23 protein-coding genes are annotated in these 24,791 nt (G+C 69.4%); 19 read left to right on the top strand and 4 right to left on the bottom strand.

Annotation, left to right across the window (positions count from 1 at the left end):
* Positions 1 to 45 precede the first annotated feature (45 nt).
* Positions 46 to 720, top strand: coding sequence for a hypothetical protein (locus tag ASE01_RS01745; protein ID WP_056748180.1), 675 nt, complete (start codon positions 46 to 48; stop codon positions 718 to 720).
* A gap of 9 nt (positions 721 to 729) precedes the next feature.
* Here the strand turns inward: ASE01_RS01745 and ASE01_RS01740 are convergent, their stop codons facing one another.
* Positions 730 to 1,695 (bottom strand): L,D-transpeptidase family protein, encoded by a 966-nt coding sequence (locus tag ASE01_RS01740; protein WP_056748177.1) that lies wholly within the window; start codon positions 1,693 to 1,695, stop codon positions 730 to 732.
* 64 nt (positions 1,696 to 1,759) lie between these two features.
* Between ASE01_RS01740 and ASE01_RS01735 the strand changes: the two genes are divergently transcribed.
* The 18 genes from ASE01_RS01735 (at position 1,760) to ASE01_RS01650 (ending at position 20,424) form a co-directional block, all read left to right on the top strand.
* Entirely contained in the window at positions 1,760 to 2,449 is a 690-nt protein-coding gene (locus ASE01_RS01735; protein WP_056748175.1) for a demethylmenaquinone methyltransferase, read from the top strand.
* 151 nt (positions 2,450 to 2,600) lie between these two features.
* Positions 2,601 to 2,879, top strand: coding sequence for a hypothetical protein (locus ASE01_RS01730; RefSeq protein ID WP_056748174.1), 279 nt, complete (start codon positions 2,601 to 2,603; stop codon positions 2,877 to 2,879).
* 166 nt (positions 2,880 to 3,045) lie between these two features.
* A complete protein-coding gene (locus ASE01_RS01725) occupies positions 3,046 to 3,402 on the top strand; it encodes an NADH-quinone oxidoreductase subunit A (RefSeq protein WP_056748172.1) in 357 nt (118 codons plus the stop codon).
* 3 nt (positions 3,403 to 3,405) lie between these two features.
* Positions 3,406 to 3,960, top strand: a complete 555-nt coding sequence (locus tag ASE01_RS01720; RefSeq protein ID WP_056748170.1) for a NuoB/complex I 20 kDa subunit family protein — start codon at positions 3,406 to 3,408, stop codon at positions 3,958 to 3,960.
* Positions 3,957 to 4,697 (top strand): NADH-quinone oxidoreductase subunit C, encoded by a 741-nt coding sequence (locus ASE01_RS01715; protein ID WP_056748167.1) that lies wholly within the window; start codon positions 3,957 to 3,959, stop codon positions 4,695 to 4,697. Before ASE01_RS01720 ends, ASE01_RS01715 begins: the two co-directional genes overlap by 4 nt.
* Positions 4,697 to 6,043, top strand: coding sequence for an NADH-quinone oxidoreductase subunit D (locus tag ASE01_RS01710; RefSeq protein ID WP_056748165.1), 1,347 nt, complete (start codon positions 4,697 to 4,699; stop codon positions 6,041 to 6,043). Before ASE01_RS01715 ends, ASE01_RS01710 begins: the two co-directional genes overlap by 1 nt.
* 67 nt (positions 6,044 to 6,110) lie before the next feature.
* Positions 6,111 to 6,806: an NADH-quinone oxidoreductase subunit NuoE gene (gene nuoE, locus ASE01_RS01705; protein WP_056748164.1), complete on the top strand. Its 696-nt coding sequence runs from the start codon at positions 6,111 to 6,113 to the stop codon at positions 6,804 to 6,806.
* The gene (gene nuoF, locus ASE01_RS01700; RefSeq protein ID WP_056748154.1) at positions 6,803 to 8,113 is read left to right on the top strand and encodes an NADH-quinone oxidoreductase subunit NuoF; all 1,311 of its coding nucleotides are present in this window, start codon (positions 6,803 to 6,805) and stop codon (positions 8,111 to 8,113) included. The genes nuoE and nuoF overlap by 4 nt, the downstream gene beginning before the upstream one ends.
* On the top strand, positions 8,110 to 10,557 hold the full coding sequence (locus ASE01_RS01695) for an NADH-quinone oxidoreductase subunit G (protein ID WP_056748152.1): 2,448 nt from the start codon (positions 8,110 to 8,112) through the stop codon (positions 10,555 to 10,557). The genes nuoF and ASE01_RS01695 overlap by 4 nt, the downstream gene beginning before the upstream one ends.
* Positions 10,558 to 10,624: 67 nt before the next feature.
* Positions 10,625 to 11,953, top strand: a complete 1,329-nt coding sequence (gene nuoH, locus ASE01_RS01690) for an NADH-quinone oxidoreductase subunit NuoH (protein WP_235535825.1) — start codon at positions 10,625 to 10,627, stop codon at positions 11,951 to 11,953.
* Positions 11,946 to 12,524 carry an NADH-quinone oxidoreductase subunit NuoI gene (nuoI, locus tag ASE01_RS01685; protein WP_056748149.1) on the top strand — a complete coding sequence of 193 codons (579 nt, stop codon included), beginning with the start codon at positions 11,946 to 11,948 and terminating at the stop codon, positions 12,522 to 12,524. Before nuoH ends, nuoI begins: the two co-directional genes overlap by 8 nt.
* Entirely contained in the window at positions 12,521 to 13,381 is an 861-nt protein-coding gene (locus ASE01_RS01680; protein WP_082605716.1) for an NADH-quinone oxidoreductase subunit J, read from the top strand. The genes nuoI and ASE01_RS01680 overlap by 4 nt, the downstream gene beginning before the upstream one ends.
* Positions 13,374 to 13,667 carry an NADH-quinone oxidoreductase subunit NuoK gene (gene nuoK, locus ASE01_RS01675; RefSeq protein WP_028657193.1) on the top strand — a complete coding sequence of 98 codons (294 nt, stop codon included), beginning with the start codon at positions 13,374 to 13,376 and terminating at the stop codon, positions 13,665 to 13,667. The genes ASE01_RS01680 and nuoK overlap by 8 nt, the downstream gene beginning before the upstream one ends.
* A gap of 8 nt (positions 13,668 to 13,675) precedes the next feature.
* Entirely contained in the window at positions 13,676 to 15,625 is a 1,950-nt protein-coding gene (gene nuoL, locus ASE01_RS01670; RefSeq protein WP_082605715.1) for an NADH-quinone oxidoreductase subunit L, read from the top strand.
* The gene (locus ASE01_RS01665) at positions 15,622 to 17,154 is read left to right on the top strand and encodes an NADH-quinone oxidoreductase subunit M (RefSeq protein ID WP_056748147.1); all 1,533 of its coding nucleotides are present in this window, start codon (positions 15,622 to 15,624) and stop codon (positions 17,152 to 17,154) included. Before nuoL ends, ASE01_RS01665 begins: the two co-directional genes overlap by 4 nt.
* Positions 17,154 to 18,755, top strand: a complete 1,602-nt coding sequence (gene nuoN / locus ASE01_RS01660; RefSeq protein WP_056748145.1) for an NADH-quinone oxidoreductase subunit NuoN — start codon at positions 17,154 to 17,156, stop codon at positions 18,753 to 18,755. Before ASE01_RS01665 ends, nuoN begins: the two co-directional genes overlap by 1 nt.
* On the top strand, positions 18,752 to 19,774 hold the full coding sequence (locus ASE01_RS01655) for a polyprenyl synthetase family protein (RefSeq protein WP_056748143.1): 1,023 nt from the start codon (positions 18,752 to 18,754) through the stop codon (positions 19,772 to 19,774). Before nuoN ends, ASE01_RS01655 begins: the two co-directional genes overlap by 4 nt.
* Positions 19,775 to 19,911: 137 nt before the next feature.
* The gene (locus ASE01_RS01650; protein WP_056748141.1) at positions 19,912 to 20,424 is read left to right on the top strand and encodes a flavin reductase family protein; all 513 of its coding nucleotides are present in this window, start codon (positions 19,912 to 19,914) and stop codon (positions 20,422 to 20,424) included.
* 295 nt (positions 20,425 to 20,719) lie between these two features.
* Here the strand turns inward: ASE01_RS01650 and rarD are convergent, their stop codons facing one another.
* The 3 genes from rarD to ASE01_RS01635 are packed head-to-tail and all read right to left on the bottom strand — an operon-like array spanning position 20,720 to position 24,788.
* Entirely contained in the window at positions 20,720 to 21,631 is a 912-nt protein-coding gene (rarD, locus tag ASE01_RS01645; RefSeq protein WP_082605714.1) for an EamA family transporter RarD, read from the bottom strand.
* Between the two features lie 56 nt (positions 21,632 to 21,687).
* Positions 21,688 to 22,782, bottom strand: a complete 1,095-nt coding sequence (locus ASE01_RS01640) for a 2-oxoacid:ferredoxin oxidoreductase subunit beta (RefSeq protein ID WP_200958740.1) — start codon at positions 22,780 to 22,782, stop codon at positions 21,688 to 21,690.
* Positions 22,783 to 22,808: 26 nt separating this feature from the next.
* Positions 22,809 to 24,788, bottom strand: coding sequence for a 2-oxoacid:acceptor oxidoreductase subunit alpha (locus ASE01_RS01635; RefSeq protein WP_056748136.1), 1,980 nt, complete (start codon positions 24,786 to 24,788; stop codon positions 22,809 to 22,811).
* Positions 24,789 to 24,791 lie beyond the last annotated feature (3 nt).

Raw genomic sequence — 24,791 nt, 5'->3', positions numbered from 1 at the left:
AGCCCCGCTCCGGAGGCTCTCAGGGTGAGGCGGCATGATGGTCCGATGCCGATCGCACGCTCCTCCCTGACCGGTGCCGCCGCCGGTGTCGTCCTGCTCGCCGGTGCCGTCGGGTTCGGTGTCGGCCTGCCGGAGATCGTCGAGGACTCCGACGCCAGTGCCAGCGCGGACCTGCCGACCCTGCCCGACAAGCTCGACGACCGCTTCGTCGCGTTGTCCGCGGTGACGCCCGAGCTCGGTGGCGCCAAGACGGCCGAGGAGATCTCGCAGATGGAGGCCTTCGCGGACCAGGCCACCAAGAGCGAGGCGGAGGCAACCGAGCGTCTCCGTGGCCTGTACGGCGACGTGGCGCTCCGCAGCTACCTCGACGTCCCCGCGACGACTGCCACCGACCAGCAGACCCGTCCGGCCCAGTTCGCGGTGACCGTCGTTGCCGGCGATGCCGGCCTGGTCATCCCGAGCGGTCCGTTCCAGATCGACCAGCAGGGCACCCACTACGAGCTCAAGGAGATCGGCGGCCACAACTGCTCGCTGATCTGGTCCGACCCGGTCGACCCGACCACCGGTGCCCCGACCGGAGCCGAGCCGACCGGCGCGAGCTACCAGGTCGAGTGCCGCGCCGAGCGCGACGGCCTGACCTACGACCTCTACAGCAGCGGGTTGACGCCGGACGAGGCGACGTACTACCTCGACCTCGTGCTCGATTCCACCGCTGGCTGAGCGCCCCGGTCAGCTCCAGTAGACGACCACCCGGTCGCCCACTGCGACCTGGTCGTAGAGCCACGCCACGGCCGCGCGGTCACGCACGTTCACGCACCCGTGCGAGGCGCCGTTGTAGCCGTTCGCCGCGAAGTCGGGGGAGTAGTGCACCGCCTGCCCGCCCGAGAAGAACATCGCGAACGGCATGGGCGTGTGATAGAGGCTCGACACGTGGTCGCGGTTCTTGCGCTCGATCGAGAAGACGCCTTCGCGGGTCGGCAGCTCGGCTGATCCGAAGCGGACGTCGACCGTCTTGCGCACCTTGCCGTCGACCACCCAGCGCAGGGTCCGGCTCGACTTGTCCACGCACAGCACGCGACCCGTGGTGCAGCGTGCGTCCAGCGGTCCGGCGGCGTTGCCACCAGCGCCCGGCGGGGGCTGGTTGGTGAGCTCGGCCCTGGTCGGCACGCGGGTCATCGCGTGCAACCGGTCGCGGGTACGGCGGTCCACCTCGCCGGTCGGCTCGAAGCCACGCTTGGTCTGGAAGCCGCGCACCGCCTCGGTGGTCAGCTCGCCGTAGGTGTCGGTGACGTCGCCGGTGAACCAGTCGATCTGCTTCAGCCGCGCCTGCAGGTCGCGGACCTCGGCACCGGTGTCGCCGGGGGAGAGGAGGGCCGGACCGGCGGGCGGCGGGCCCGGGTCCTCGGTGGGAGCCGGGTCCGCCGTCTCCGACGGCTCCTCGCTCGGCTGCTGGCTCGGCTGCTGGCTCGGCTCGTCGCTCGGCTCGGGGTCCTCGGCGGGAGCGGGGTCCGCCCCGCCCTGCGGCATCGCGTCCGACCCGTCGTCCAGGGGTGCACCCGCCGCTCGCGGTGAGTCCTCCCAGGGGAGGCTGTCGCCGCGAACGGCCCAGCCCACGCCGTACGACAGCACGGAGCAGACAGCGGCAACGACGGTGATGAGGGTGAGTCGACGGGCAACCCGAGCCTTGGTGTTCATACTCAGGTAGACGCCACAGGACGCCAGTTGGTTGCGAACGATTTTGCGCCGATAGGCTGCGACGGTGGCCCGCGCAGAGCTCGACAAGCAGCCCGCCGAGGTACGACGGATGTTCGACACCGTCGCCCGGCGGTACGACCTGACCAACGACATCCTCTCGTTCGGGCAGGACCGGCGCTGGCGCAAGGAGGTGCTGGACTCCGTCGACCCGTCGTACGGCGACATGGTGCTCGACCTCGCGGCCGGCACGGGCACCTCCAGCCAGCCGTTCCGCCACGCCGGGGCCACGGTCGTTCCGTGCGACTTCTCGATCGGGATGCTCCGCGTGGGCAAGCAGCAGCTGCCGCACCTGCCGTTCACCGCGGGCGACGGCACACAGCTTCCGTTCCGGGACGACACCTTCGACGCGGTGACGATCTCCTTCGGCCTGCGCAACATCGTCGACCCCGTGGCCGGGCTGGCCGAGATGCGCCGGGTCACCAAGCCCGGTGGTCGCCTGGTCGTGTGCGAGTTCAGCCACCCGACCTGGGCGCCGTGGCGCACCGTCTACCTCGAGTACCTCATGAAGGCCCTGCCGCCGGTCGCCACGGCCGTCTCCTCGGCTCCGGACGCCTACGTCTACCTCGCCGAGTCGATCCGCGCCTGGCCCGATCAGGCCGGTCTGGCCGCGATGATCGGCGACGCCGGCTGGACGGGCGCCGAGTGGCGCAACCTGTCCGGCGGGATCGTCGCGCTGCACCGCGCCACCGCCTGATCCCCGTGGCCTCGCCTCGGGCGGGGTGGCGGGCGGCAGTTTCACCGCCTAGGTGGTGAAACTGCCCCTGGGCGCATGAAACTCCGTGTGCCCAGGGGCAGTTTCGTGAGTTAGGCGGTGAAACTGCCAGCCCCGCGAACCCTGTCTGATCGTGGGCGTCGTCTCGTGGGTCACGGCCCGGCGCTCCGTGCGCCGGATGATCGGCGCGTCGTTTCCGGTTGACGGAACCGCCTCGGCCGAGGCGAGGCCAGAGATGTACGTCATGCGTACCGTTTCGGGCGCCATGGAGTTGCCTTGGGATCGAATCGGGCGCCATCACGTGGGGCCGGTGCTGCTGGTGGCGAAGGACCGCGTCAGCCGCCAGACGATGTTCTTCCCACGAGTGCTCGTCCCGGACGCCTGGTTGGCGCACCTCACCCGGGCGGCCTGACCACTTATTTTCGCAACCCTCTCATGCGCTAAATGCGCAGGTCAGGCGGGGTTTCACTGTTTTCCGGGTGTTTTGCCACCCCCCTGTCGGGGGGCCTCCTGGCGGTGGCAAGATGTGCTCCACGCCACTAGTGATTCTGTTCACAAGGTCACGAGAGGGAGGCTCGATGGAGCTCTACACGCCGGTCCTGGTGCTGGCCGCTCTCGCCGCGTTGTTCGCGGTCGGATCGGTCGCGATGAGCACGATGGTGGGGCCCAAGCGCTACAACCGCGCGAAGATGGACTCCTACGAGTGCGGCATCGAGCCCACTCCGCAGGCGCTCAGCGGTCGCTTCCCGGTGAAGTACTACATCACCGCGATGCTCTTCATCGTCTTCGACATCGAGATCATCTTCCTCTACCCGTGGGCCATGCAGCTGGACAACATGGCCTGGTTCGGGTTGATCGAGATGGTCCTGTTCATCGCCACTGTCTTCGTCGCCTACGCCTACGTCTGGCGCCGCGGCGGATTGGATTGGGACTGACCCATGGGTATCGAGGAAAAACTCCCTGAGGGAGTCCTGCTCAGCACCGTCGAGGGCCTGGCGGGCTACATGCGCAAGGCCAGCTTCTGGCCTGCGACCTTCGGCCTCGCCTGCTGCGCCATCGAGATGATGACCTCGGGCGGCCCGAAGTACGACCTCGCGCGCTTCGGCATGGAGGTCTTCCGGGCCAGCCCGCGCCAGGCGGACCTGATGATCGTCGCCGGCCGGGTCAGCCAGAAGATGGCTCCCGTCCTGCGCCAGATCTACGACCAGATGGCCGAGCCCAAGTGGGTGCTCGCCATGGGCGTGTGCGCCAGCAGCGGCGGCATGTTCAACAACTACGCGGTCGTCCAGGGTGTGGACCACGTCGTTCCCGTCGACATGTACCTCCCGGGCTGCCCCCCGCGGCCGGAGATGCTGATCGACGCGATCCTCAAGCTGCACGACAAGGTGCAGAACACCCCGCTCGGTGCCAACCGCCTCGCGCAGATCCGCGAGATGGAGGCCGAGGGTCTGGTCGCCCTGCCGACCGGTGACATGAAGGGGATGCTCCGGTGAGCGACGCGACGTCGGACAAGCCCGAGGGGCCCGCCAAGGCCGTCGAGCAGCCCGCGACCGAGAAGTCGCCCGAGAACGCCCCCGAGGCACTCGGCGAGCCCGCCCTCGAGCTGCGTGCCGTCGGCGAGCGCCGCGGCATGTTCGGTGTCGCGGGCAGTGGCGACACGAGCGGGTACGGCGGTCTCGTCGCCCCCGTCGTCCTGCCCGGCATCGCGCAGCGTCCCTACGGTGGCTGGTTCGACACGGTCGCCGACAAGCTGGACGCCCTCATCGAGCGCGTGGTCATCCACCGCGGTGAGATCACCTTCCACGTCCACCGCGACCACCTCCTCGCCGCGGCGTCGCTGCTGCGCGACGACCCGGCCCTGCGCTTCGAGTTCCTCTCCGGCGTCAACGGCGTGCACTACCCCGGCGACGCCGGTCGTGAGCTGCACGCGGTCTACCACCTGGCGTCGTACACGTGGAACCGCCGCATCCGGGTGGAGACCAGCGTCCCCGACGCCGACCCGCACCTGCCGTCCCTGGTGCGGACCTACCCCGCCGCCGACTGGCACGAGCGGGAGGCGTGGGACATGTTCGGGATCGTCTTCGACGGCCACCCCGCCCTCACCCGGATCCTGATGCCCGACGACTGGCCGGGACACCCACAGCGCAAGGACTACCCCCTCGGGGGCATCCCGGTGGAGTACAAGGGTGCCTCCGTCCCACCGCCCGACCAGCGGAGGAGCTACAACTGATGGCCACCGACTTCTACGCCGACCCGTCCGAGACCTCGGAGGGCAAGGTCTTCACCGTCTCGGGCCAGGACTGGAGCGAGATCGGCGCCGGCCTCGAGGGCGACGCCGCCGAGCGGGTCGTGGTCAACATGGGACCGCAGCACCCCTCGACGCACGGCGTGCTCCGCCTGATCCTCGAGATCGAGGGCGAGACGGTCACCGAGGCCCGCTGCGGCATCGGCTACCTCCACACCGGCATCGAGAAGAACATGGAGTACCGCTCCTGGGTTCAGGGCGTCACGTTCTGCACCCGGATGGACTACCTCTCGCCGTTCTACAACGAGATGACCTACGTCCTGGGCGTCGAGCGGCTCCTGGGCATCGAGGACGGCACCGACAACGCTGTCCCCGAGAAGGCCCAGGTCATGCGGGTCCTGCTGATGGAGCTCAACCGCATCTCCTCGCACCTGGTCTGCATCGCCACCGGTGGCATGGAGATCGGCGCCCTCACCGTGATGACCATCGGCTTCCGGGAGCGCGAGCTGGTCCTGGACCTGTTCGAGCTGATCACGGGCCTGCGGATGAACCACGCGTTCATCCGGCCCGGCGGCGTCGCCCAGGACCTGCCCCCGGGCGCCCTGGACGACATCCGCTCCTTCGTCGCGCTGATGAAGAAGCGGCTGCCGGAGTACGCCGCCCTCTGCAACGCCAACCCGATCTTCAAGGCCCGCCTGGAGAACGTCGGTCACCTCGACCTCGAGGGATGCATGGCGCTCGGCCTCACCGGCCCGGTCCTGCGCAGCACCGGCTACGGCTTCGACCTGCGCAAGGCCCAGCCCTACAGCGGCTACGAGACCTACGACTTCGACGTACAGACCTGGGACACCGCCGACTCCTACGGCCGCTTCCGGGTGCGCCTCAACGAGATGTGGGAATCGCTGCGCATCATCGAGCAGGCCGCCGACCGCCTGGCCAAGCTCGAGGGCGCGCCGGTCATGGTCGCCGACAAGAAGATCGCCTGGCCCAGCCAGCTCTCCATCGGCAGTGACGGCATGGGCAACAGCCTCGATCACATCCGCCACATCATGGGTGAGTCGATGGAAGCGCTGATCCACCACTTCAAGCTCGTCACCGAGGGTTTCCGGGTGCCGGCCGGCCAGGCCTACGTGCCGGTCGAGTCGCCGCGCGGCGAGCTGGGGGCGCACGTCGTCTCCGACGGCGGGACCCGGCCGTTCCGGGCGCACTTCCGCGATCCCTCGTTCAACAACCTCCAGGCCATGGCCGTGATGAGCGAGGGCGGCCAGATCGCCGACGTCATCGTGGCGATTGCCAGCATCGATCCCGTCATGGGAGGAGTCGACCGATGAACCACCCCACTCGATTCTCCGTTCCCCCGCTTCGCTCCTCCACGAACAACCGATCGGTGACCCCGGCATGAGCACCCCCCCGATCCTCGACAAGACACTCGACGAGCTGCGCGAGATCGCCGCCCGCTACCCCGAGCCCCGCTCGGGCCTGCTGCCGATGCTGCACCTCGTGCAGTCGGTCCAGGGCCGGATCACGCCGGAGGGGATCGAGGCCTGTGCCGCGATCCTCGACATCAGCCCGGCCGAGGTCAGCGGTGTCGCGACGTTCTACACGATGTACAAGCGCCACGGCGTCGGCGACTACCACGTCGGCGTGTGCACCAACACGCTGTGCGCCGTGATGGGTGGCGACGCCATCTTCGAGCGGCTCAAGGACCACCTCGACATCGGCAACGACGAGGTCGCGGTCCAGCGCCAGGGCGACTCGAAGACGGTCAGCCTCGAGCACATCGAGTGCAACGCGGCGTGCGACTTCGCCCCGGTGATGATGGTCAACTGGGAGTTCATGGACAACCAGACCCCGGACTCCGCCGTCCAGGTGGTCGAGGCGCTGCGCTCGGGTCACGAGGTCAGCTCGACCCGTGGCCCCAAGCTCTGCACCTGGCGCGAGGCCGAGCGTGTGCTCGCCGGCTTCCCCGACGGCCGCGCCGACGAGGGCCCGACGGCCGGCGAGGCAAGCCTGGCCGGCCTCCGGATCGCGCGCGAGCGCGGCTGGACTGCCCCCGATCCGTCCGAGGCTCCCGCGAAGGAGACTGGCCAGTGACCGATCAGCTGACTCCGGTCCTCACCGAGACCTGGGACGTCGAGCAGGGCTGGAAGCTCGCGCCCTACGCCGCCCTGGGCGGGTACGCCGCCCTCGACACCGCCTTCGCCATGAGCCCCGACGACGTCATCACCGCCGTCAAGGACAGTGGCCTGCGCGGACGCGGCGGCGCCGGGTTCCCGACCGGCATGAAGTGGTCCTTCATCCCGCAGGACAACCCCAAGCCGAAGTACCTCGTCGTCAACGCCGACGAGTCGGAGCCCGGGACCTGCAAGGACATCCCGCTGATGATGGGCAACCCGCACGTGCTCGTCGAGGGCGTGATCCTCAGCTCCTACGCCATCCGTGCCAACAAGGCGTTCATCTACATCCGCGGCGAGGTCGTCCACGTCATCCGCCGGGTGCAGGCAGCCGTCGAGGAGGCCTACGCCGCCGGTCACCTCGGCACCGACATCCACGGCTCTGGCTACGACCTCGACGTCGTCGTCCACGCCGGCGCCGGCGCCTACATCTGTGGTGAGGAGACGGCCCTCCTGGAGGGCCTCGAGGGCCGCCGCGGCCAGCCACGCCTGCGCCCGCCGTTCCCCGCCGTCGCCGGTCTCTACGCCAGCCCGACGGTCATCAACAACGTCGAGTCCATCGCCTCGGTGCCGGCCATCGTGCGCCACGGCGCGGCCTGGTTCGCGTCGATGGGCACCGAGAAGTCCAAGGGCCACGGGATCTTCTCGCTGTCCGGGCACGTCGTGACGCCCGGCCAGTACGAAGCACCGCTGGGCATCACCCTACGCGAGCTGCTCGAGCTCGCCGGCGGCATCCGCAAGGGTCACCAGCTGAAGTTCTGGACCCCCGGTGGCTCCAGCACGCCGCTGCTGACGGCCGAGCACCTCGACGTACCCCTCGACTTCGAGGGCGTCGGCGCCGTGGGCTCCATGCTCGGGACCCGCGCCCTGCAAATCTTCGACGAGACGGTCTGCGTCGTGCGTGCCGTCCTGCGCTGGACCGAGTTCTACAAGCACGAGTCCTGCGGCAAGTGCACGCCGTGCCGTGAGGGCACGTGGTGGCTGGTGCAGGCGCTGACCCGCCTCGAGAACGGCCAGGGCACCGAGGCCGACCTCGACCAGCTGCTCGACCAGTGCGACAACATCCTGGGCCGCTCCTTCTGCGCGCTCGGCGACGGTGCGACCAGCCCGATCTCCAGCTCGATCGCGCACTTCCGCGACGAGTACCTCGCCCACCTCAGCCATGGCGGGTGCCCCTTCGATGCCACCCGGTCGACCGCGTGGTCCGGACAGGAGGTCACGGCATGAGCGTGCAGCAGGCCAGCGCCGGTCAGGTCGAGAAGTCCGATCTCGTCACGGTCACCATCGACGGTGTCCAGGTCAGTGTCCCGAAGGACACCCTCGTGATCCGGGCCGCCGAGCAGATCGGCGTCCAGGTCCCACGCTTCTGCGACCACCCGCTGCTCGCACCTGTCGGTGCCTGCCGCCAGTGCCTGGTCGACGTCCCCGACGCCGGCAACGGCCGCGGCTTCCCGAAGCCGCAGGCGTCGTGCACGCTCCCGGTCGCCGAGGGCATGGTCGTCAGCACCCAGGTCACCAGCCAGGTCGCCGACAAGGCCCAGCAGGGCGTCATGGAGCTGCTGCTGATCAACCACCCGCTCGACTGCCCGGTCTGCGACAAGGGCGGCGAGTGCCCCCTGCAGAACCAGGCCATGTCGAACGGCCAGGGCGCCTCGCGCTTCTCCGACGACCGCAACCGCGGTGTGAAGCGCACCTTCCCCAAGCCGATCAACCTCTCGCCGACCGTCCTGCTGGACCGCGAGCGCTGCATCGTGTGCCAGCGCTGCACGCGGTTCGCCGACGAGATCGCCGGTGACCCGTTCATCGAGCTCCTCGAGCGTGGCGCGCACCAGCAGATCGGCATCGCCCAGGACGCGCCCTTCCTCTCCTACTTCTCCGGCAACGTCATCCAGATCTGCCCGGTGGGTGCGCTGACCTCCGAGCAGTACCGGTTCCGCTCCCGGCCCTTCGACCTCGTCTCCACGCCGGGTGTCGCCGAGCACGACGCCTGCGGTTCGGCCATCCGCGTCGACCACCGCCGCGGCGCGGTGATGCGTCGCCAGTCCGGCAACGACCCGCTGGTCAACGAGGAGTGGATCACCGACAAGGACCGGTTCGCCTTCTCCTACGCGCAGGGCGACGACCGGCTCACCTACCCGCAGGTCCGCGACGACGACGGCTCGCTCCGCCCGGCGTCGTGGCCCGAGGCCTTCACCGTCGCGGCCCGCGGCCTCGCGGCCGCCCGCGCCGCCGGTGGTGTCGGCGTCCTGACCGGTGGCCGGGTGAGCGTCGAGGACGCCTACGCCTACGCCAAGTTCGCCCGGGTCGCGCTCGGCACCAACGACATCGACTTCCGTGCCCGTCCCCTCTCGGAGGAGGAGACCGGCTTCCTCGGCGCCCACGTGGTCCTCACCGGACCCGAGGGCGGTGGCGTGACGTACGCCGACCTGGAGTCGGCGACGAAGGTCGTCCTCGTGGGCCTGGAGCCGGAGGACGAGGCGGGCGCCGTCTTCCTGCGCCTGCGCAAGTCGTTCCTCGCCGGTGGCACCGAGGTCATCGCCCTCGCGCCGTTCACCACACGGGGCCTGGCCAAGATGTCGGGGCGCCTGGTCCCGACGGCTCCGGGCGAGGAGCCGGCTGCCCTGGCTGCCCTGGCCGGCGAGCTCGATGCCACGAGCGTCCTGCTCGTCGGTGAGCGGCTCGCGACGGTGCCCGGTGCGCTGAGTGCCGCCGCAGCCGCGGCCTCCTCCTCGGGTGCCCGGCTCGCATGGATCCCGCGTCGCGCTGGCGACCGCGGAGCGCTCGAGGCCGGCTGCCTGCCGACCCTGCTCCCCGGCGGCCGTCCGGTCGCCGATGCCGGCGCCCGCGTCGACGTCGCCACGGCCTGGGGCGTCCCCGCGCTTCCCGAGACGCCCGGCCGTGACGCCGACGCGATCGTGGCCGCGCTGGGCGCCGGTGAGCTCGGTGGTCTGGTGGTCGGCGGGATCGACCCCGACGACACCTCCGACCCGGCAGCCACCCGTGCCGCCCTCGCCGCCGCGTCCTTCGTGGTGGCCTTCGACGTCCGCCGTACCGAGGTCACCGACCTCGCCGACGTCGTCTTCCCCGTCGCCCCGACCAGCGACAAGTCCGGCACCTTCGTCAACTGGGAGGGGCGGGTGCGGCCCTGGGAGGCCGCGCTGCGCAACCCCGCCTCGTTGCCCGAGCTGCGCGCTCTCTCCGGTATCGCCGCCGAGCTCGCCGGCCTCGGCCAGGGCAGCCCGCTCGGCTTCCGCACCGTCGAGGAGGCCCGCACCGAGATGGCGCAGCTGGGTCCGTGGGACGGCGCCCGGACCCCGCTGGTCGAGGTGCGAGCGCAAGTGGGCCCCGCGACCGAGGGGAGCGCGTTGCGACTGGCCACCTGGAAGCAGCTCCTCGACAACGGCTCGATGCAGGACGGCGACAAGTACCTCAAGGCCACCGCGCGTACGCCGGTCGCGCTCGTCACCCCCGCGCTGTACGACGCGCACGGCCCGACGATCACCCTCACCGGTGATCGCGGCTCGGTGACCCTGCCGGCCGAGATCGCCGACGACCTCGTCGAGGGCGTCGTGTGGGTCCCCTCGAACTCCGTGGGCAACGGCGTCCTGGCCGATCTCGCCTCGGCGGGGACAACGGTCACCATCAGCGGTGCGGAAGGGGTGCACGGATGATGCACCCCACTCGATTCCTCGCTCCCCCGCTTCGCTCCTCCGCGACCAATCGATCGGGGACCCCGCAGTGAACACCACACTTTCGGCGTTCGGGAACGACGTCTGGTGGATCGTCCTGGTGAAGACCCTGCTGGTCTTCCTGGTGCTGGTCCTGCTGACGTTGTTCAACATCTGGTTCGAGCGTCGCGTCGTCGCCCGGATGCAGCACCGCATCGGCCCCAACGTGAACGGCCCGTTTGGGCTCCTCCAGTCACTGGCCGACGGCGTCAAGCTGGCCTTCAAGGAGGACCTGATCCCGAAGGCCGCCGACAAGGTGGTCTTCGTCCTGGCGCCGGTCATCTGCGTGGTCCCGGCGTTCGTGACGTTCAGCGTCATCCCGTTCGGCCCCGAGGTCACCCTCTTCGGCGAGCGGACCCCGCTGCAGCTGACCGACATGCCCGTCGCGGTTCTCTTCGCGATGGCGATCGCCTCGATCGGGATCTACGGCATCGTCCTCGGTGGCTGGTCCAGCGGCTCGACGTACTCCCTGCTCGGCGGCCTGCGCTCGAGCGCGCAGATGATCTCCTACGAGGTCGCCATGGGCCTGGCCCTGGTGGCGGTCTTCATGTACGCCGGCTCGATGTCCACCAGCGAGATCGTCGCTGCACAGGACGACCTCTGGTTCGGCCTGATCCTCCTGCCGTCGTTCGTCATCTACGCGATCGCGATGGTCGGCGAGACCAACCGCGCCCCCTTCGACCTCCCCGAGGCCGAGGGTGAGCTGGTCGGCGGCTTCCACACGGAGTACTCCAGCCTCAAGTTCGCGCTGTTCTTCCTCGCCGAGTACATCAACATGGCGACCGTCTCGGCCCTGGCCACCACGCTCTTCCTCGGGGGCTGGCACGCACCCTTCTGGATCGACGAGGTCTGGGCGGGCGCCAACGAGGGCTACTGGCCGGTGCTGTGGTTCTTCGGCAAGGTCTTCTTCTTCATCTTCATCTTCATCTGGCTGCGTGGATCGCTGCCCCGCCTGCGCTACGACCAGTTCATGGCGTTCGGCTGGAAGCGGCTCATCCCGATCGCCCTGGTCTGGATCGTCGCGGTCGCCACGATGCGGGTCGCCCGCAACGAGGGTGCCTTCGACGACGGCTTCACCGGCAACCCGCAGTTCTGGATGATCGCGATCGGCGTCGTGCTGGTCGTGCTGCTGCTGACGTTCCTGGTGCCCGAGAAGCAGCAGGACGCTCCCGCAGTCGTCCACGCACCGCGGCCGGGTGGCTACCCGGTTCCACAGATGCCGACCGGGGGCGCGGTCCGCGGCGCAGCCGAGCCGCTGACCTTCCGCACCGATCACACCGCGGTCCCCACCGAACCGGTGGACGCCGTCCGCACCGACACAGGGGTGAGCAATGGCTGAACAGCCACGTGACGCGGGGGCCAAGGGCCCTTCGCTCAAGGAGCAGCTCTGGGACCCCGTCGCAGGGTTCGGAGTGACCTTCCGGACGATGTTCCGCAAGGTCGTCACTGAGCAGTACCCGAAGGAGAAGCTGCCGACCGCGCCCCGCTTCCATGGACGTCACCAGCTCAACCGCTGGCCCGACGGCCTGGAGAAGTGCGTCGGTTGCGAGCTGTGCGCCTGGGCCTGCCCGGCGGACGCGATCTACGTCGAGGGTTCGCAGAACGACGACACCGTCGGTCCTGACGGTCAGTCCGGCCGCTTCTCCGCGGGCGAGCGCTACGGCAGCGTCTACCAGATCAACTACCTGCGCTGCATCCTGTGCGGGCTCTGCATCGAGGCCTGCCCGACCCGGGCGCTGACGATGACCAACGAGTACGAGCTGGCCGACGACAACCGCGCCAGCCTGATCTACGAGAAGTCCGACCTGCTCGCTCCGCTGCTGCCCGGCATGGAGCAGCCGCCGCACGCGCAGCTGCTCGGCAGCGACGAGGACTACTACCGCGGAGAGTTCAAGGAGACGCAGTCGTGACCGCCTTCTGGGTCCTCGCGCCGATCATGGTGCTGGCCGCGCTGGGCATCCTGTTCGTCCGCAAGGCCGTCCACGCCGCGCTGCTGCTCGCCGTGGTCATGATCAGCCTCGCGGTCCTGTACGCCGTCCTCGAGGCGCCCTTCCTCTTCGTGGTCCAGATCATCGTCTACACCGGCGCGATCCTGATGTTGTTCCTCTTCGTGCTGATGCTCGTCGGCGTCGACGCCTCCGACTCGGTGGTCGAGACCATCAAGGGACAGCGTGCGCTGGCCTGGTTCACCGGCGTGGCCTTCGCGGTCGTGATCATCGTGGGCCTGACCCAGCTGAGCTTCGGCAGTGCCGTCGGTCTGGACGGTGACGGGGGAGCCAACCAGGGCGGCAACGTCCAGGCACTCGCCAACCTGCTCTTCTCCCGCTACGTCTTCATCTTCGAGGCCACCAGCGCCCTGCTGATCACCGCTGCGGTCGGCGCGATGGTGCTGGCCCACCGCGAGCGGCTCACTCCGCGCCAGACCCAGGCCGACCTCGCCGCCGAGCGGGTCCGCGCCTACGGCGAGACGGGCGCGCACCTCGGCCCGCTGCCCGCCCCCGGCGTCTACGCCCGGCACAACGCCGTGGACACCCCGGCGCTCCTGCCCGACGGCAGTCCGGCCCCTGCATCGGTCTCCCGCGTCCTCGCGGCCAGGGGCACCATGCGATCGACCGGCCTGAGCGACATCGACGCGATCACGGCCCAGCTCGGCGTCGAGCCGACCAGGCGCCCCGAGGTCGCCGGCACGTCCGACGCTGCGGCCTCGACCGAGTCGACCGACGCCGGCAGCTCGACCGACACCGACGTGGAGGCCACCGATGACTGAGTACGTCGTCCTGTCAGCCATCCTCTTCACGATCGGTTCGATCGGTGTGCTCACGCGGCGCAACGCGATCGTCGTGTTCATGTGCGTCGAGCTGATGCTCAACGCCTGCAACCTCGCCTTCGTGGCCTTCGCCCACCAGCACGGCAACCTCGACGGTCAGGTCGCCGCCTTCTTCGTGATGGTGGTGGCCGCGGCCGAGGTCGTGGTCGGACTCGCGATCATCATGACCATCTTCCGGACCCGTCGCTCGGCCTCGGTCGATGACGCCAGCCTGCTGAAGTTCTGAGGACGGCGATGAATCTTCTCTCCACGCTCGCGCTCTCGTCGAGCGAGACCCACATCCCCGTGGTCGCCCCGACCGAGGCCGACGGTGTCTTCAGCCTGCTCTGGCTGATCATCGCGCTGCCGCTGCTCGGTGCCGCCGTGCTCCTGCTCGTCGGCAACCGCCGCAGCCACGCCTGGGGCCACTGGCTCGGCCTGGCCACGATCACGGGCTCGTTCGTGCTCAGCCTGATCTCGTTCCTCACCCTGCTGGGGCGTGAGGAGGGCGAGCGCCAGGTCGCGCGGCACCTGTGGACCTGGATCGAGGCCGGTCGGCTCGACGTCGGGCTCGACCTGCTCTACGACCCGCTCTCGGCGCTCTTCCTGCTGCTGATCACCGGTGTCGGTGCGCTCATCCACCTGTACTCCGTGGGCTACATGGCCCACGACGTGCGCCGCTCGCGGTTCTTCGCCTACCTCAACCTGTTCGTCGCGGCGATGCTGATGCTGATCCTGTCCGAGAACTACGTCGGACTCTTCCTCGGCTGGGAGGGCGTCGGCCTCGCGTCGTACCTCCTCATCGGCTTCTGGCAGCACAAGCCGTCGGCCGCGGCCGCCGCCAAGAAGGCGTTCGTCATCAACCGGGTCGGCGACATGGGCCTGGGCCTGGCGATCTTCCTGCTCTTCGTCACCTTCGGTACGACCAGCTTCAGCGGCATCAGCGCCCTGAGCTCCGGCGCCTCGGAGACGACGCTCAACTGGATCGGTGTCCTCCTGCTGGTGGGCGCCTGCGGCAAGTCCGCCCAGGTGCCGCTGCAGGCCTGGCTGCTCGACGCCATGGAGGGGCCGACCCCCGTCTCCGCACTCATCCACGCCGCGACCATGGTCACGGCCGGCGTCTACCTCGTCGTGCGCTCCAACTTCATCTTCGAGCTCGCGCCGACCGCGCAGACCGCTGTGGTCATCGTGGCGACCGTGACGCTCCTGTGGGGCGCGATCATCGGTTGCGCCAAGGACGACATCAAGAAGGGCCTGGCCGGCTCGACGATGAGCCAGATCGGCTACATGATGCTCGGCGCCGGTCTCGGCGTCGCGGGCTACGCCTTCGCGATCTTCCACCTGCTGGCGCACGGCTTCTTCAAGGCCAACATGTTCCTCGGTGCCGGATCGGTCATGCACGCCATGGACGACGACGTCGACATGCGCCACTACGGCGCGCTCAACAAGGCGCTGCCCATCACCTTCCTGACCTTCGCGATCGGCTTCCTCGCGATCATCGGCTTCCCGCCGTTCTCGGGATTCTGGTCGAAGGACAAGATCATCGAGACCGCGCTGATCGAGAACCCCGTCGTCGGTGTCTGCGCACTGCTCGGTGCCGGCATCACGGGCTTCTACATGACGCGGATGATGCTGATGACCTGGTTCACCCAGAAGCGGTGGGCCAAGGACGTGCACCCGCACGAGAGCCCCAAGGTCATGACCATCCCGCTCATCGTGCTGGCCGCACTCTCCGCACTCGGTGGCCTGATGCTCGCCGGCGACTGGATCGTCGAGTGGCTCAGCCCGGTGGTCGGTCACGCCGAGCACCACGAGCCGCCCGTCCCGGTCATCGTGATCACCCTCATCACGATCGCGGTGGTCGCTGTCGGTGTCGCACTCGCCTGGTTCCTCGTGGGCAAGCAGGACGTGCCCCGTGAGGCGCCCTCCGACGTGAGCTTCGCGACGAAGGCGGCCCGTGCCGACCTGTACGGCGACACGATCAACGACACCCTCGTGGTCGCGCCGGGCAAGGCGACCGTGACGGCGCTGACCTCGGCCGACCGCACGCTCGTCGACGGACTGTTCACGGGTGGCTCGACGGTCGTCGCCGGCACCGGCGAGCTGCTGCGTCGCCTGCAGAACGGTTACGTCCGCTCCTACGCTCTCGGCATCCTCGGTGGCGCCGTGATCCTCGTCCTGACCCTGGTGGCGGTGAACCTGTGACTCTCTCAGTCCTGATCTGGCTCCCGATCGCCGGAGCCCTCGCGGTGGCCTTCCTGCCGCGCACGCTCAGCAAGAAGGTCGGTCTCGGTGTCGCGCTGGCGACCCTCGTCGTCGGCGTGGTCGCCGCGGCGTCGTACGACCTCGACGGTGGGCGCCAGCTCACCGAGGAGCACGTGTGGATCGAGGCGTTCGGGGTGCACTACGCCCTGGGCCTGGACGGTCTCGGCCTGCTGATGGTGCTGCTGACCGTGCTCCTGGTGCCGCTCGTGCTCGGAGCGGAGTGGTTCAAGTCCGACGACCCGGACGGCGCCGGCGCCAAGGCGTTCGTCGCCTGGACCCTGGCGCTGGAGGGCCTGTCGCTCGCGGTGTTCTGCGCGACCGACGTCTTCCTGTTCTACGTCGTCTTCGAGGCCACGCTGATCCCGGCCTACTTCCTCGTCGGTGGCTTCGGTCGGGAGGGCCGCAGCGCGGCTGCCCTGAAGTTCCTGATGTTCCAGCTCGCGGGCGGGTTGATCCTGCTCGCCTCCGTCATCGGTCTGTACGTCGTCTCGGCCCAGCAGGGTGCGCCGTCCTACCTCCTCTCGGACCTCGAGAAGCTCGACATCGGCACCGACGCCGGCCGCTGGCTGTTCGCCGGCTTCTTCATCGCGTTCGCGATCAAGGCGCCGCTGTTCCCCGTCCACACGTGGCTCGCGGACACCACCGAGAAGGCGACCCCGGGCACCGGGGTGCTGCTGGTCTGCATCCTCGACAAGATCGGCACGTTCGGGATGCTGCGGTTCTGCCTGGGCATCTTCCCCGAGGCCTCGCAGTGGGCGACCCCGCTGGTCGTCACCCTCGCGCTGATCTCGGTCGTCTACGGCGCGCTGATCGCGATCGGCCAGGACGACGTGTTCCGCCTGATCGGTCTGACCTCGCTCAGCCACTTCGGCCTGATCACGCTCGGCATCTTCACCATGAGCACCCAGGGCGCGACCGGCTCGATCCTCTACATGGTCAACCACGGACTCGGCACGGCGGCGTTGTTCCTCGTCGCCGGCTACCTCTACGACCGCCGCGGCACCTCGCTGATCAGCGAGATGGGCGGCGTCGAGAAGGTTGCACCTGTCCTGGCCGGGCTTTTCCTCGTTGCCGGACTCGCGACCCTCGGCCTGCCGGGACTCTCGCCCTTCGTGAGCGAGTTCCTCGTGCTGCTGGCTGCCTTCAACTACGCGTGGTACGTCGGAGCGATCGCGATCACCGCGGTGGTGCTGTCGGCGATCTACGTGCTGTGGATGTACCAGCGCACGATGACAGGACCGACGCCTCCCGAGGTCGAGTCGACCCCGGACCTGGGGCTGCGCGAGATCGCCGCCGTTGCTCCGCTCGTCGCGGCACTGGTGTTCTTCGGCTTCTACCCCGCCCCGCTGACCGATGTCAGCAACCCGATGGTCGGCGACCTGCTCGAGCAGGTCGGAGTCCAGGACGACGCGCCGACGGTCGACCCGGCTGACGTCGATCTGGAGCACGACGGAGAGGCGGCCCACTGATGAGCTTCATGAAGCCCGAGCTCGAGTACGTCGAGCTCCTGCCGCTCCTCATCGTCCTCGGCGGCGCCTGCCTCGGCGTCCTGGTCGAGGCCCTGCTCCCGCGCGGCCAGCGCCGCCTGCCGCAGATCGGCCTCTCCTTCGCCGTCCTGGTCGGCGCGCTCGTCTCGACCGTGGTCGTCGGCGTCAACCTCGACGAGCACGCCGGCGTCGCGGGATCCGACGGCCGCGGCCTGGTCGGCGCCGAGGGCAGCATCGTGGTGGACGGCCCGACGGTCTACCTCTGGGGCCTGGTGCTGGTCTTCGCCCTCGCCGGTGTCGCGCTCTTCGCCGAGCGCCAGCTGGAGGGAGGCGTGTCCGCGTTCACCGGACAGGCCGCCGCCCTGCCGGGCACCGACACCGAGCGTGATGCCTCGACCCGCGGTCTGGAGCACACCGAGGTCTACCCGCTGATGCTCTTCGCCGTCGGCGGCATGTTGATGTTCCCGGCCTCCGGCGACCTGCTCACCATGTTCGTCGCGCTCGAGGTGCTCTCGCTCCCGCTCTACCTGCTCTGCGGACTGGCGCGTCGTCGCCGCCTGCTCAGCCAGGAAGCGGCGATGAAGTACTTCCTGCTCGGGGCCTTCGCCTCCGGCTTCTTCCTGTACGGCGCCGCGCTGGTCTACGGCTACGCCGGCTCGGTCACCTTCGCGGGCATCAACGAGGCCGTGCGGGCCGGTGGCGCCAACCACGGCCTCCTCCTGGCCGGCATCGCGCTGCTCGCCGTCGGTCTGCTCTTCAAGGTCGGCGCCGCGCCCTTCCAGGCCTGGACGCCCGACGTCTACCAGGGTGCCCCCACCGCGGTCACTGCCTTCATGGCGGCCGGCACCAAGGTCGCCGCCTTCGGTGCACTGCTGCGCCTGCTCTACGTCGCCTTCGGCGGGGAGCGGTGGAGCTGGGTCCCGATGCTGTGGGTCGTCGCGATCGCGTCCATGGTGCTGGGTGCTGCGCTGGCCGTCGTACAGAGCGACGTCAAGCGGATGCTGGCCTACTCCTCGGTCGCCCACACCGGCTTCCTGCTGGTGGGCGTGCTGGGTGTGCAGGGTGCCGACGAACTGGCCTCGGGCCAGTACACCTCGCTCGAGGGCGTGCTGTTCTACCTGACGACCTACGGTTTCGCGATGATCGGAGCCTTCGCCATCGTCACGATGGTGCGCGACGGCGGAGGCGAGGCGACCAATTACGACCGCTGGGCCGGACTGGGTCGCCGCTCGCCGCTGGTCGCGGGAGCCTTTGCGTTCTTCCTGCTGTCGATGGCCGGCATCCCGCTGACCGCCGGGTTCATCGGCAAGTGGGCGGTGTTCACGTCTGCGATGTCGGCCGGTGCCTGGCCGATCGTGCTGGTCGCGATCGCCTGCAGCATCATCGCGATCACCTTCTACGTCCGCCACATCCGGTTGATGTTCTTCACCCCGGACCACGCGGACGGCTTCGCCTCGGTCACCAGGCCCTCGCTGCTCACCAGCGGCACGGTCGTCGTGTGCCTCGCCGCCACCCTGGTCCTGGGTGTCGTGCCGGGCCCGGTTCTCGATCTGGTGACCAGTACGGGAGACTTCATCAGGTGAGCCCAGCTGCAAGTCCGGCCGAACTGGCCCTCCCGATCCTCGACGAAGCCCTCGCGGAGCGTCTGCGCGCCCGGATGGCACTCGTGGAAGAGGCCCTGTTCACTCACGCATCCAGCCGGGCGCCGTACGTCACGGAGGCGGCGCGCCACCTGCTCGCCGCCGGTGGCAAGCGCTTCCGTCCGCTGCTCGTGCTGCTCGCCGCCGAGGCCGGTCCCCGTCCGGACGCCGACGAGGTGCTCACCGCGGCCAGCGTCGTGGAGATCACCCACGTGGGCTCGCTCTACCACGACGACGTCATGGACGAGGCCGCCCTGCGACGCGGCGAGGACTCCGCGAACGCGCGCTACGACAACCTGGTCGCGATCCTCACCGGCGACTGGCTCTTCGCGAAGTCCTCCGAGCTGACCTCGCAGCTGGGCCCGGACGCCGTACGCATCCAGGCGGAGACGTTCACCCGGCTCGTCGAGGGTCAGATCCTGGAGACCGTGACGCCTGGTCCCGGCGAGGACGCGCTGGCGCACCACCTCGAGGTCGTGGCCGGCAAGACGGGCTCGCTCATCGCGACCTCCGCCCGCTACGGCGCGCTGTTCTCCGGTGCCTCTGCGGAGATCGTCACCGCTCTGACCGAGTACGGCGAGCTCGTCGGCACGGCCTTCCAGCTCTCCGACGACATCCTCGACATCGCCTCCGAGAGCGACGAGTCCGGCAAGACCCCGGGCACCGACCTCAAGGAGGGCGTTCCGACGCTGCCGGTGCTCATCGCCCGGGCCTCCACTGACCCCGATGACGCCCGCCTGCAGGAGCTCCTGGACCCGGAGCGCTCCGACCTCGCGGGCGATGCCGAGCTGCACGCCGAGGCCCTCGACCTGCTGCGCAAGCACCCGGCGATGGGCGAGGCGAAGGCCTACGTCCTGGCGCGGGCGCAGGAGGCCAAGAAGCTCCTCGAGGTGCTGCCGCACAGCTCCGTGCGCACCGCCCTCGAGGCGTTCGCCGACATCGTCGCGGACCGCTCCACCTGAGGCAGAACGGCCCACGCCTCCTGTCCTGGGCTCGACCGGCCCGTCAGCACGTTGGTTGGCGGTGCCTTGCACGGGTTCGGCGGAACCGAGCCAGCCACCCCTCGTTTATGTCGACCAAGTCAGTTAACTTTGACGGCATGAGCACCATGACCACCAACCAGGACCTCGACCCTGTCGCGCTGCGACAGGCGTTCGGAGCGTTCCCGACCGGGGTGGTCGCGCTTGCCGCAGAGGTGGACGGCATCCAGGTCGGTCTGGCCGCCAGCTCGTTCACCTCGGTCAGCCTCGACCCGCCGCTCGTCTCCGTGTCCGTCGCGCACACCTCCAAGACCTGGCCGGACCTGCGCCGCGCCCGCCACTTCGGCGTGACGGTGCTGGCCGACCACCACGGCACGGTCTGTCGCCAGCTCTCCGGCCCGGTCGAGAGCCGCTTCGAGGGCGTCGAGGTGTCGGTCAGCGATGACGGCGCCGTCACCCTCGACGAGGGCCTGGTCCGCTTCGACTGCTCGCTCTACCGCGAGGTCGAGGCCGGCGACCACGTCATCGTGCTCCTGCAGGTCCACGCCGTCGAGCACGGCGCCGAGGAGGACGCCGGCAAGCCGCTGGTGTTCCACCGCAGCGTGTTCGGCCGGCTGGAACGCTCCGCCTGACCCGCGCCCCCACCCGCGGCCACCGTCGCGGCCCCCGTCGCCTCGTGCGGCAGCGACGAGCACCCCGTCGCTGCCGCGCGAGGCTCTGCCCGCCCGCGGCCGGGATGGCCCGCGAAGTGCGCCCCTTTCTCCGCCGAAGTGCGTGGTTTTCTCCTCCGAGGTGTCGAGGATGCTTCCCGCGGTGAGCTCGCGAGCGCCGTACGTCGTACGACGCCCGGCTGGCCATCGGGACTTTCCGCGCACCTCGGAGGAGAAAACCACGCACTTCGCGGGAGAGTACGACGCACTTCGTGGGTCACACGGCCGACGCCTCGGCCACCAGGGCGAGGCAGCGACGGCGGTGCCGGAGGGCCTCGAAGGTGAAGATCGCGAGCGCGAGCCAGACCAGCGTGAAGCCGACCCAGCGGCCGGGGGGCATGCTCTCGCCGAGCACGGTGATGCCGAGCAGGAACTGCAGGACGGGTGCGAGGTACTGGAGCAGTCCGAGGGTGGTCATCGAGACCCGCGTCGCCGCGGCCCCGAAGCACAGCAGGGGGATCGCGGTCACGATGCCGCTGGCCACGACCAGGGCGACGTGGCCGGTGCCCTCGGCGGTGAAGTGGCTGGTCTGGCTGACCAGGCCCAGCCAGACCAGGTAGCCCAGCGCCACTGGGGCGAGCACTGCGGTCTCGATGGTCAGGCTCTCGACGGCGCCGACGCCCGCGGACTTCTTCGCCAGGCCGTAGGTGCCGAAGGAGAACGCGAGGATGAGGGCGACCGCTGGCGGCCGGCCGTAGTCGATGCTGAGCACCACGACCGCCAGGAAGCCGATCGCCAGGGCCCACCACTGGGCCCGTCGCAGTCGCTCGCCGAGGACGAACACACCCATCAGCACCGTCACGAGCGGGTTGATGAAGTAGCCGAGAGAGGTCTCGACCACCCTGCCGTTGTTGACGCCGTAGATGTAGGCGCCCCAGTTGAAGGTGATCGTGACGGCCGCGACGACGAGGAGCATCGTGCGGCGACGGTCGGCCAGGACCTCGCGGATCGCGCCGAACCGGCGCAGCAGCACCACGAGAATGCCCATCACCACGACGGACCACACGATGCGGTGGGCCAGGATCTCGACCGGACCGCTGGGCTCGAGCAGCGGCCAGTAGAGCGGGAAGGCGCCCCACAGCGCGTAGGCAGTGACCCCCAGCAGGAAACCCCGTCGCGCCTCGGTCACGGCCCGACAGTAGTCGTCCGTGCCGAGGCGTCAGCAACCGCTGACGGGACGTCGCTTCAGTCGATGGTCCAGGTGTCGCCGGCGTTGATGAGGGCGGTGAGACGTTCGGTGGGGGTGCCGTTGGTGGACGCGGCCTCGACGGCGTGGTCGACCTGGTTGCGGGCGAGGTCGTCGTAGGTGGGTCGTTCGACCTGGCGGAAGATGCCGATGGGGCTGCGGGAGAGGTAGCCGAGGTCGGTGAGGCGGCTGATCGCGAAGGCGGTGGAGGCGTCGGGGTGGTGGGCGTCGTGGACGAGGACCTGCTCGATGTCGACGTCGGCGGTCGCGATGACCTCGACTCCGCCGCCGGTGGCGCGGACGATGGCCTTGTCTCCCAGTCCCGTCTCCTCGTCGCGGGGGCCGAAGGTGATGGGTTGGCCGTGGACCAGCGGGATGACGGCGTGTTCCTTGTTGCCCTTGTGCTCGCCCATGCCCTTGATGGCGTCGAAGGCGTTGTCGTTGAAGATCGGGCAGTTCTGGTAGATCTCGACGAAGGAGGTGCCGCGGTGGGCGGCGGCTGCGGCGAGGACCTCGGTGAGGTGCTTGCGGTCGGAGTCCACGGTGCGTGCCACGAAGCTGGCTTCGGCGCCGAGGGCGAGGGAGACCGGGTTGAAGGGGTGGTCCAGGGAGCCGAGGGGGCTGGTCTTGGTGACCTTGCCGACTTCGCTGGTGGGGGAGTACTGGCCCTTGGTGAGGCCGTAGATGCGGTTGTTGAAGAGCAGGATCGTCATGTTGACGTTGCGGCGCAGGGCGTGGATGAGGTGGTTGCCGCCGATGGAGAGTGCGTCGCCGTCGCCGGTGACGACCCAGACGGAGAGGTCTTCGCGGGCGGTGGCGATGCCGGTGGCGATGGAGGGCGCGCGTCCGTGGATGGAGTGCATGCCGTAGGTGTCGAGGTAGTACGGGAAGCGGCTGGAGCAGCCGATGCCGGAGACGAAGACGATGTTCTCGCGGCGCAGTCCGAGGTCGGGCAGGAAGGACTGGACGGCCTTGAGGACGGCGTAGTCGCCGCAGCCGGGGCACCAGCGGACCTCCTGGTCGGAGGTGAACTCCTTGGCGGTCTGGGTGGTGCCTTCGTCGATGGCGGGGACCAGTTCGGTTCCCGAGCGCATCGCGGGGGTGGTCAGGTCGATGGTGGTCACTTCGATGCCTCCACGGGGTTCTGTTCATGGTCGGCGGGGAGATTGAGTCCGTGCTCGCCGAGGTTGACCTCGCGGCCCTCGGTCTCGCCGACGAGCACGCCGATGGCTTCGGCGAGCTCGGCGGCCTTGAGGGGCAGGCCGTAGACGTGGTTGTAGCCCTGGGCGTCGACGAGGTACTCGGCGCGCAGCATCTTGGAGAGCTGGCCGAGGTTCATCTCGGGGACCAGGACCTTGTCGTAGCGGCGCAGGATGTCGCCGAGGTCCTTGGGGAACGGGTTGAGGTGGCGCAGGTGGACCTGCGCGACGTCGTACCCGGCGCGGCGTACGCGGCGGCACGCGGCACCGATCGGGCCGTAGGTCGAGCCCCAGCCGATGACCAGGACCTTCGCCGCCTCGGACGGGTCGTCGACCTGGAGCGGGGGCAGGGAGTCGGCGATCCGCTGGATCTTCTCGGCGCGGGTGCGGACCATCTTGTCGTGGTTGGCGGGCTCGTAGGAGATGTTGCCGTGGCCCTCGCCCTTCTCGAGCCCACCGATGCGGTGCTCGAGGCCTGCGGTGCCGGGGACGGCCCAGGGGCGGGCGAAGGTGTCGGCGTCGCGCAGGTAGGGCCAGTAGTCCTTGCCGGTGACCTCCCCGTCGGGGCCGACGAGCTCGTGGTTGGGCTCGGTGGCGAAGTTCGGGTCGATCAGGGGGAGGTCCTCGACGTCGGGGATCGCCCAGGGCTCGGAGCCGTTGGCGAGGTAGCCGTCGGAGAGCAGCATCACGGGGGTGCGGTAGGTGATCGCGATCCGCGCGGCTTCGACCGCCGCTGCGAAGCAGTCGCCGGGCGACTGGGGAGCGACGATCGGGACGGGTGCCTCGCCGTTGCGGCCGTACATCGCCTGGAGCAGGTCGGCCTGTTCGGTCTTGGTCGGCAGGCCCGTGGAGGGGCCGCCGCGCTGGACGTTGACGATCACGAGGGGGAGCTCGGTCATCACGGCCAGGCCGATGGACTCGGACTTCAGCGCGATGCCGGGCCCCGAGGTGGTGGTGATGCCGAGCGAGCCGGCGAACGCGGCGCCAATGGCGGCGCCGATGCCGGCGATCTCGTCCTCGGCCTGCAGCGTGGTGACACCGAATCCCTTGTGCTTGCTGAGCTCGTGGAGGATGTCGGTGGCCGGGGTGATCGGGTAGGACCCGAGGAAGACCGGCAGGCCGGAGCGTACGCCGGCGGCGACCAGGCCGTAGGACAGCGCGAGGTTGCCGGTGATGTTGCGGTAGGTGCCGGAGGCCATCTTGGCGGGCTTGATCTCGTACTGGACCACGAACGTCTCGGTGGTCTCGCCGTAGTTCCAGCCGGCCTTGAAGGCTGCGAGGTTGGCGCCGAGGATGTCGGGGACCTTCGCGAACTTCTTCGACAAGAACTCGACGGTGGGCTCGGTCGGGCGGCCGTACATCCACGACAGCAGGCCGAGGGCGAACATGTTCTTCGCGCGGGCGGCGTCCTTGCGGGACAGGCCGAACTCGGTGACGGCGGCGACGGTGATGCCGGTCAGGTCGACGGGCTGGACCTGGAAGCCGGCGAGGAGGTCGTCGACCTCGCCGAGCTTGTCGAGCGGGTTGGAGGAGTAGCCGGCCTTCTCGAGGTTGCGCTTGGAGAAGTCGTGGGTGTCCACGATGATCGTCGCGCCCTTGGGCAGGTCGCCCAGGTTGGCCTTCAACGCGGCCGGGTTCATCGCGACCAGCACGTCAGGGCGGTCGCCCGCGGTCAGGATGTCGTGGTCGGCGAAGTGGATCTGGAACGAGCTGACTCCCGGGATGGTGCCTTGAGGGGCACGGATCTCGGCGGGGAAGTTGGGCAGGGTCACCAGGTCGTTGCCGAAGACGGCGGACTCCTGGGTGAAGCGGTCACCTGTCAGCTGCATGCCGTCACCGGAGTCACCGGCGAACCGGATGATCACCCGGTCCAGCTGCTTGACCTGCTTGGTCTGGCTCACGTT

It is taken from the genome of Nocardioides sp. Root190, assembly GCF_001428565.1.
Classification (GTDB): Bacteria; Actinomycetota; Actinomycetes; order Propionibacteriales; family Nocardioidaceae; genus Nocardioides.
The sequence above is the reverse complement of the archived record's forward strand: the minus strand, read 5'-3'. Positions and strand labels throughout refer to the sequence as shown.

Excerpts from the sequence above, each read along its gene's own strand:
- nuoK (WP_028657193.1), top strand. The coding sequence starts at position 13,374 with ATGACTGAGTACGTCGTCCTGTCAGCCATCCTCTTCACGATCGGTTCG.
- ASE01_RS01695 (WP_056748152.1), top strand. The coding sequence starts at position 8,110 with ATGAGCGTGCAGCAGGCCAGCGCCGGTCAGGTCGAGAAGTCCGATCTC.
- ASE01_RS01710 (WP_056748165.1), top strand. The coding sequence starts at position 4,697 with ATGGCCACCGACTTCTACGCCGACCCGTCCGAGACCTCGGAGGGCAAG.
- nuoL (WP_082605715.1), top strand. The coding sequence starts at position 13,676 with ATGAATCTTCTCTCCACGCTCGCGCTCTCGTCGAGCGAGACCCACATC.
- nuoE (WP_056748164.1), top strand. The coding sequence starts at position 6,111 with ATGAGCACCCCCCCGATCCTCGACAAGACACTCGACGAGCTGCGCGAG.
- ASE01_RS01640 (WP_200958740.1), bottom strand. The coding sequence starts at position 22,782 with ATGCGCTCGGGAACCGAACTGGTCCCCGCCATCGACGAAGGCACCACC.
- ASE01_RS01740 (WP_056748177.1), bottom strand. The coding sequence starts at position 1,695 with ATGAACACCAAGGCTCGGGTTGCCCGTCGACTCACCCTCATCACCGTC.
- ASE01_RS01720 (WP_056748170.1), top strand. The coding sequence starts at position 3,406 with ATGGGTATCGAGGAAAAACTCCCTGAGGGAGTCCTGCTCAGCACCGTC.
- ASE01_RS01725 (WP_056748172.1), top strand. The coding sequence starts at position 3,046 with ATGGAGCTCTACACGCCGGTCCTGGTGCTGGCCGCTCTCGCCGCGTTG.
- ASE01_RS01650 (WP_056748141.1), top strand. The coding sequence starts at position 19,912 with ATGAGCACCATGACCACCAACCAGGACCTCGACCCTGTCGCGCTGCGA.
- nuoN (WP_056748145.1), top strand. The coding sequence starts at position 17,154 with ATGAGCTTCATGAAGCCCGAGCTCGAGTACGTCGAGCTCCTGCCGCTC.
- nuoI (WP_056748149.1), top strand. The coding sequence starts at position 11,946 with ATGGCTGAACAGCCACGTGACGCGGGGGCCAAGGGCCCTTCGCTCAAG.
- ASE01_RS01745 (WP_056748180.1), top strand. The coding sequence starts at position 46 with ATGCCGATCGCACGCTCCTCCCTGACCGGTGCCGCCGCCGGTGTCGTC.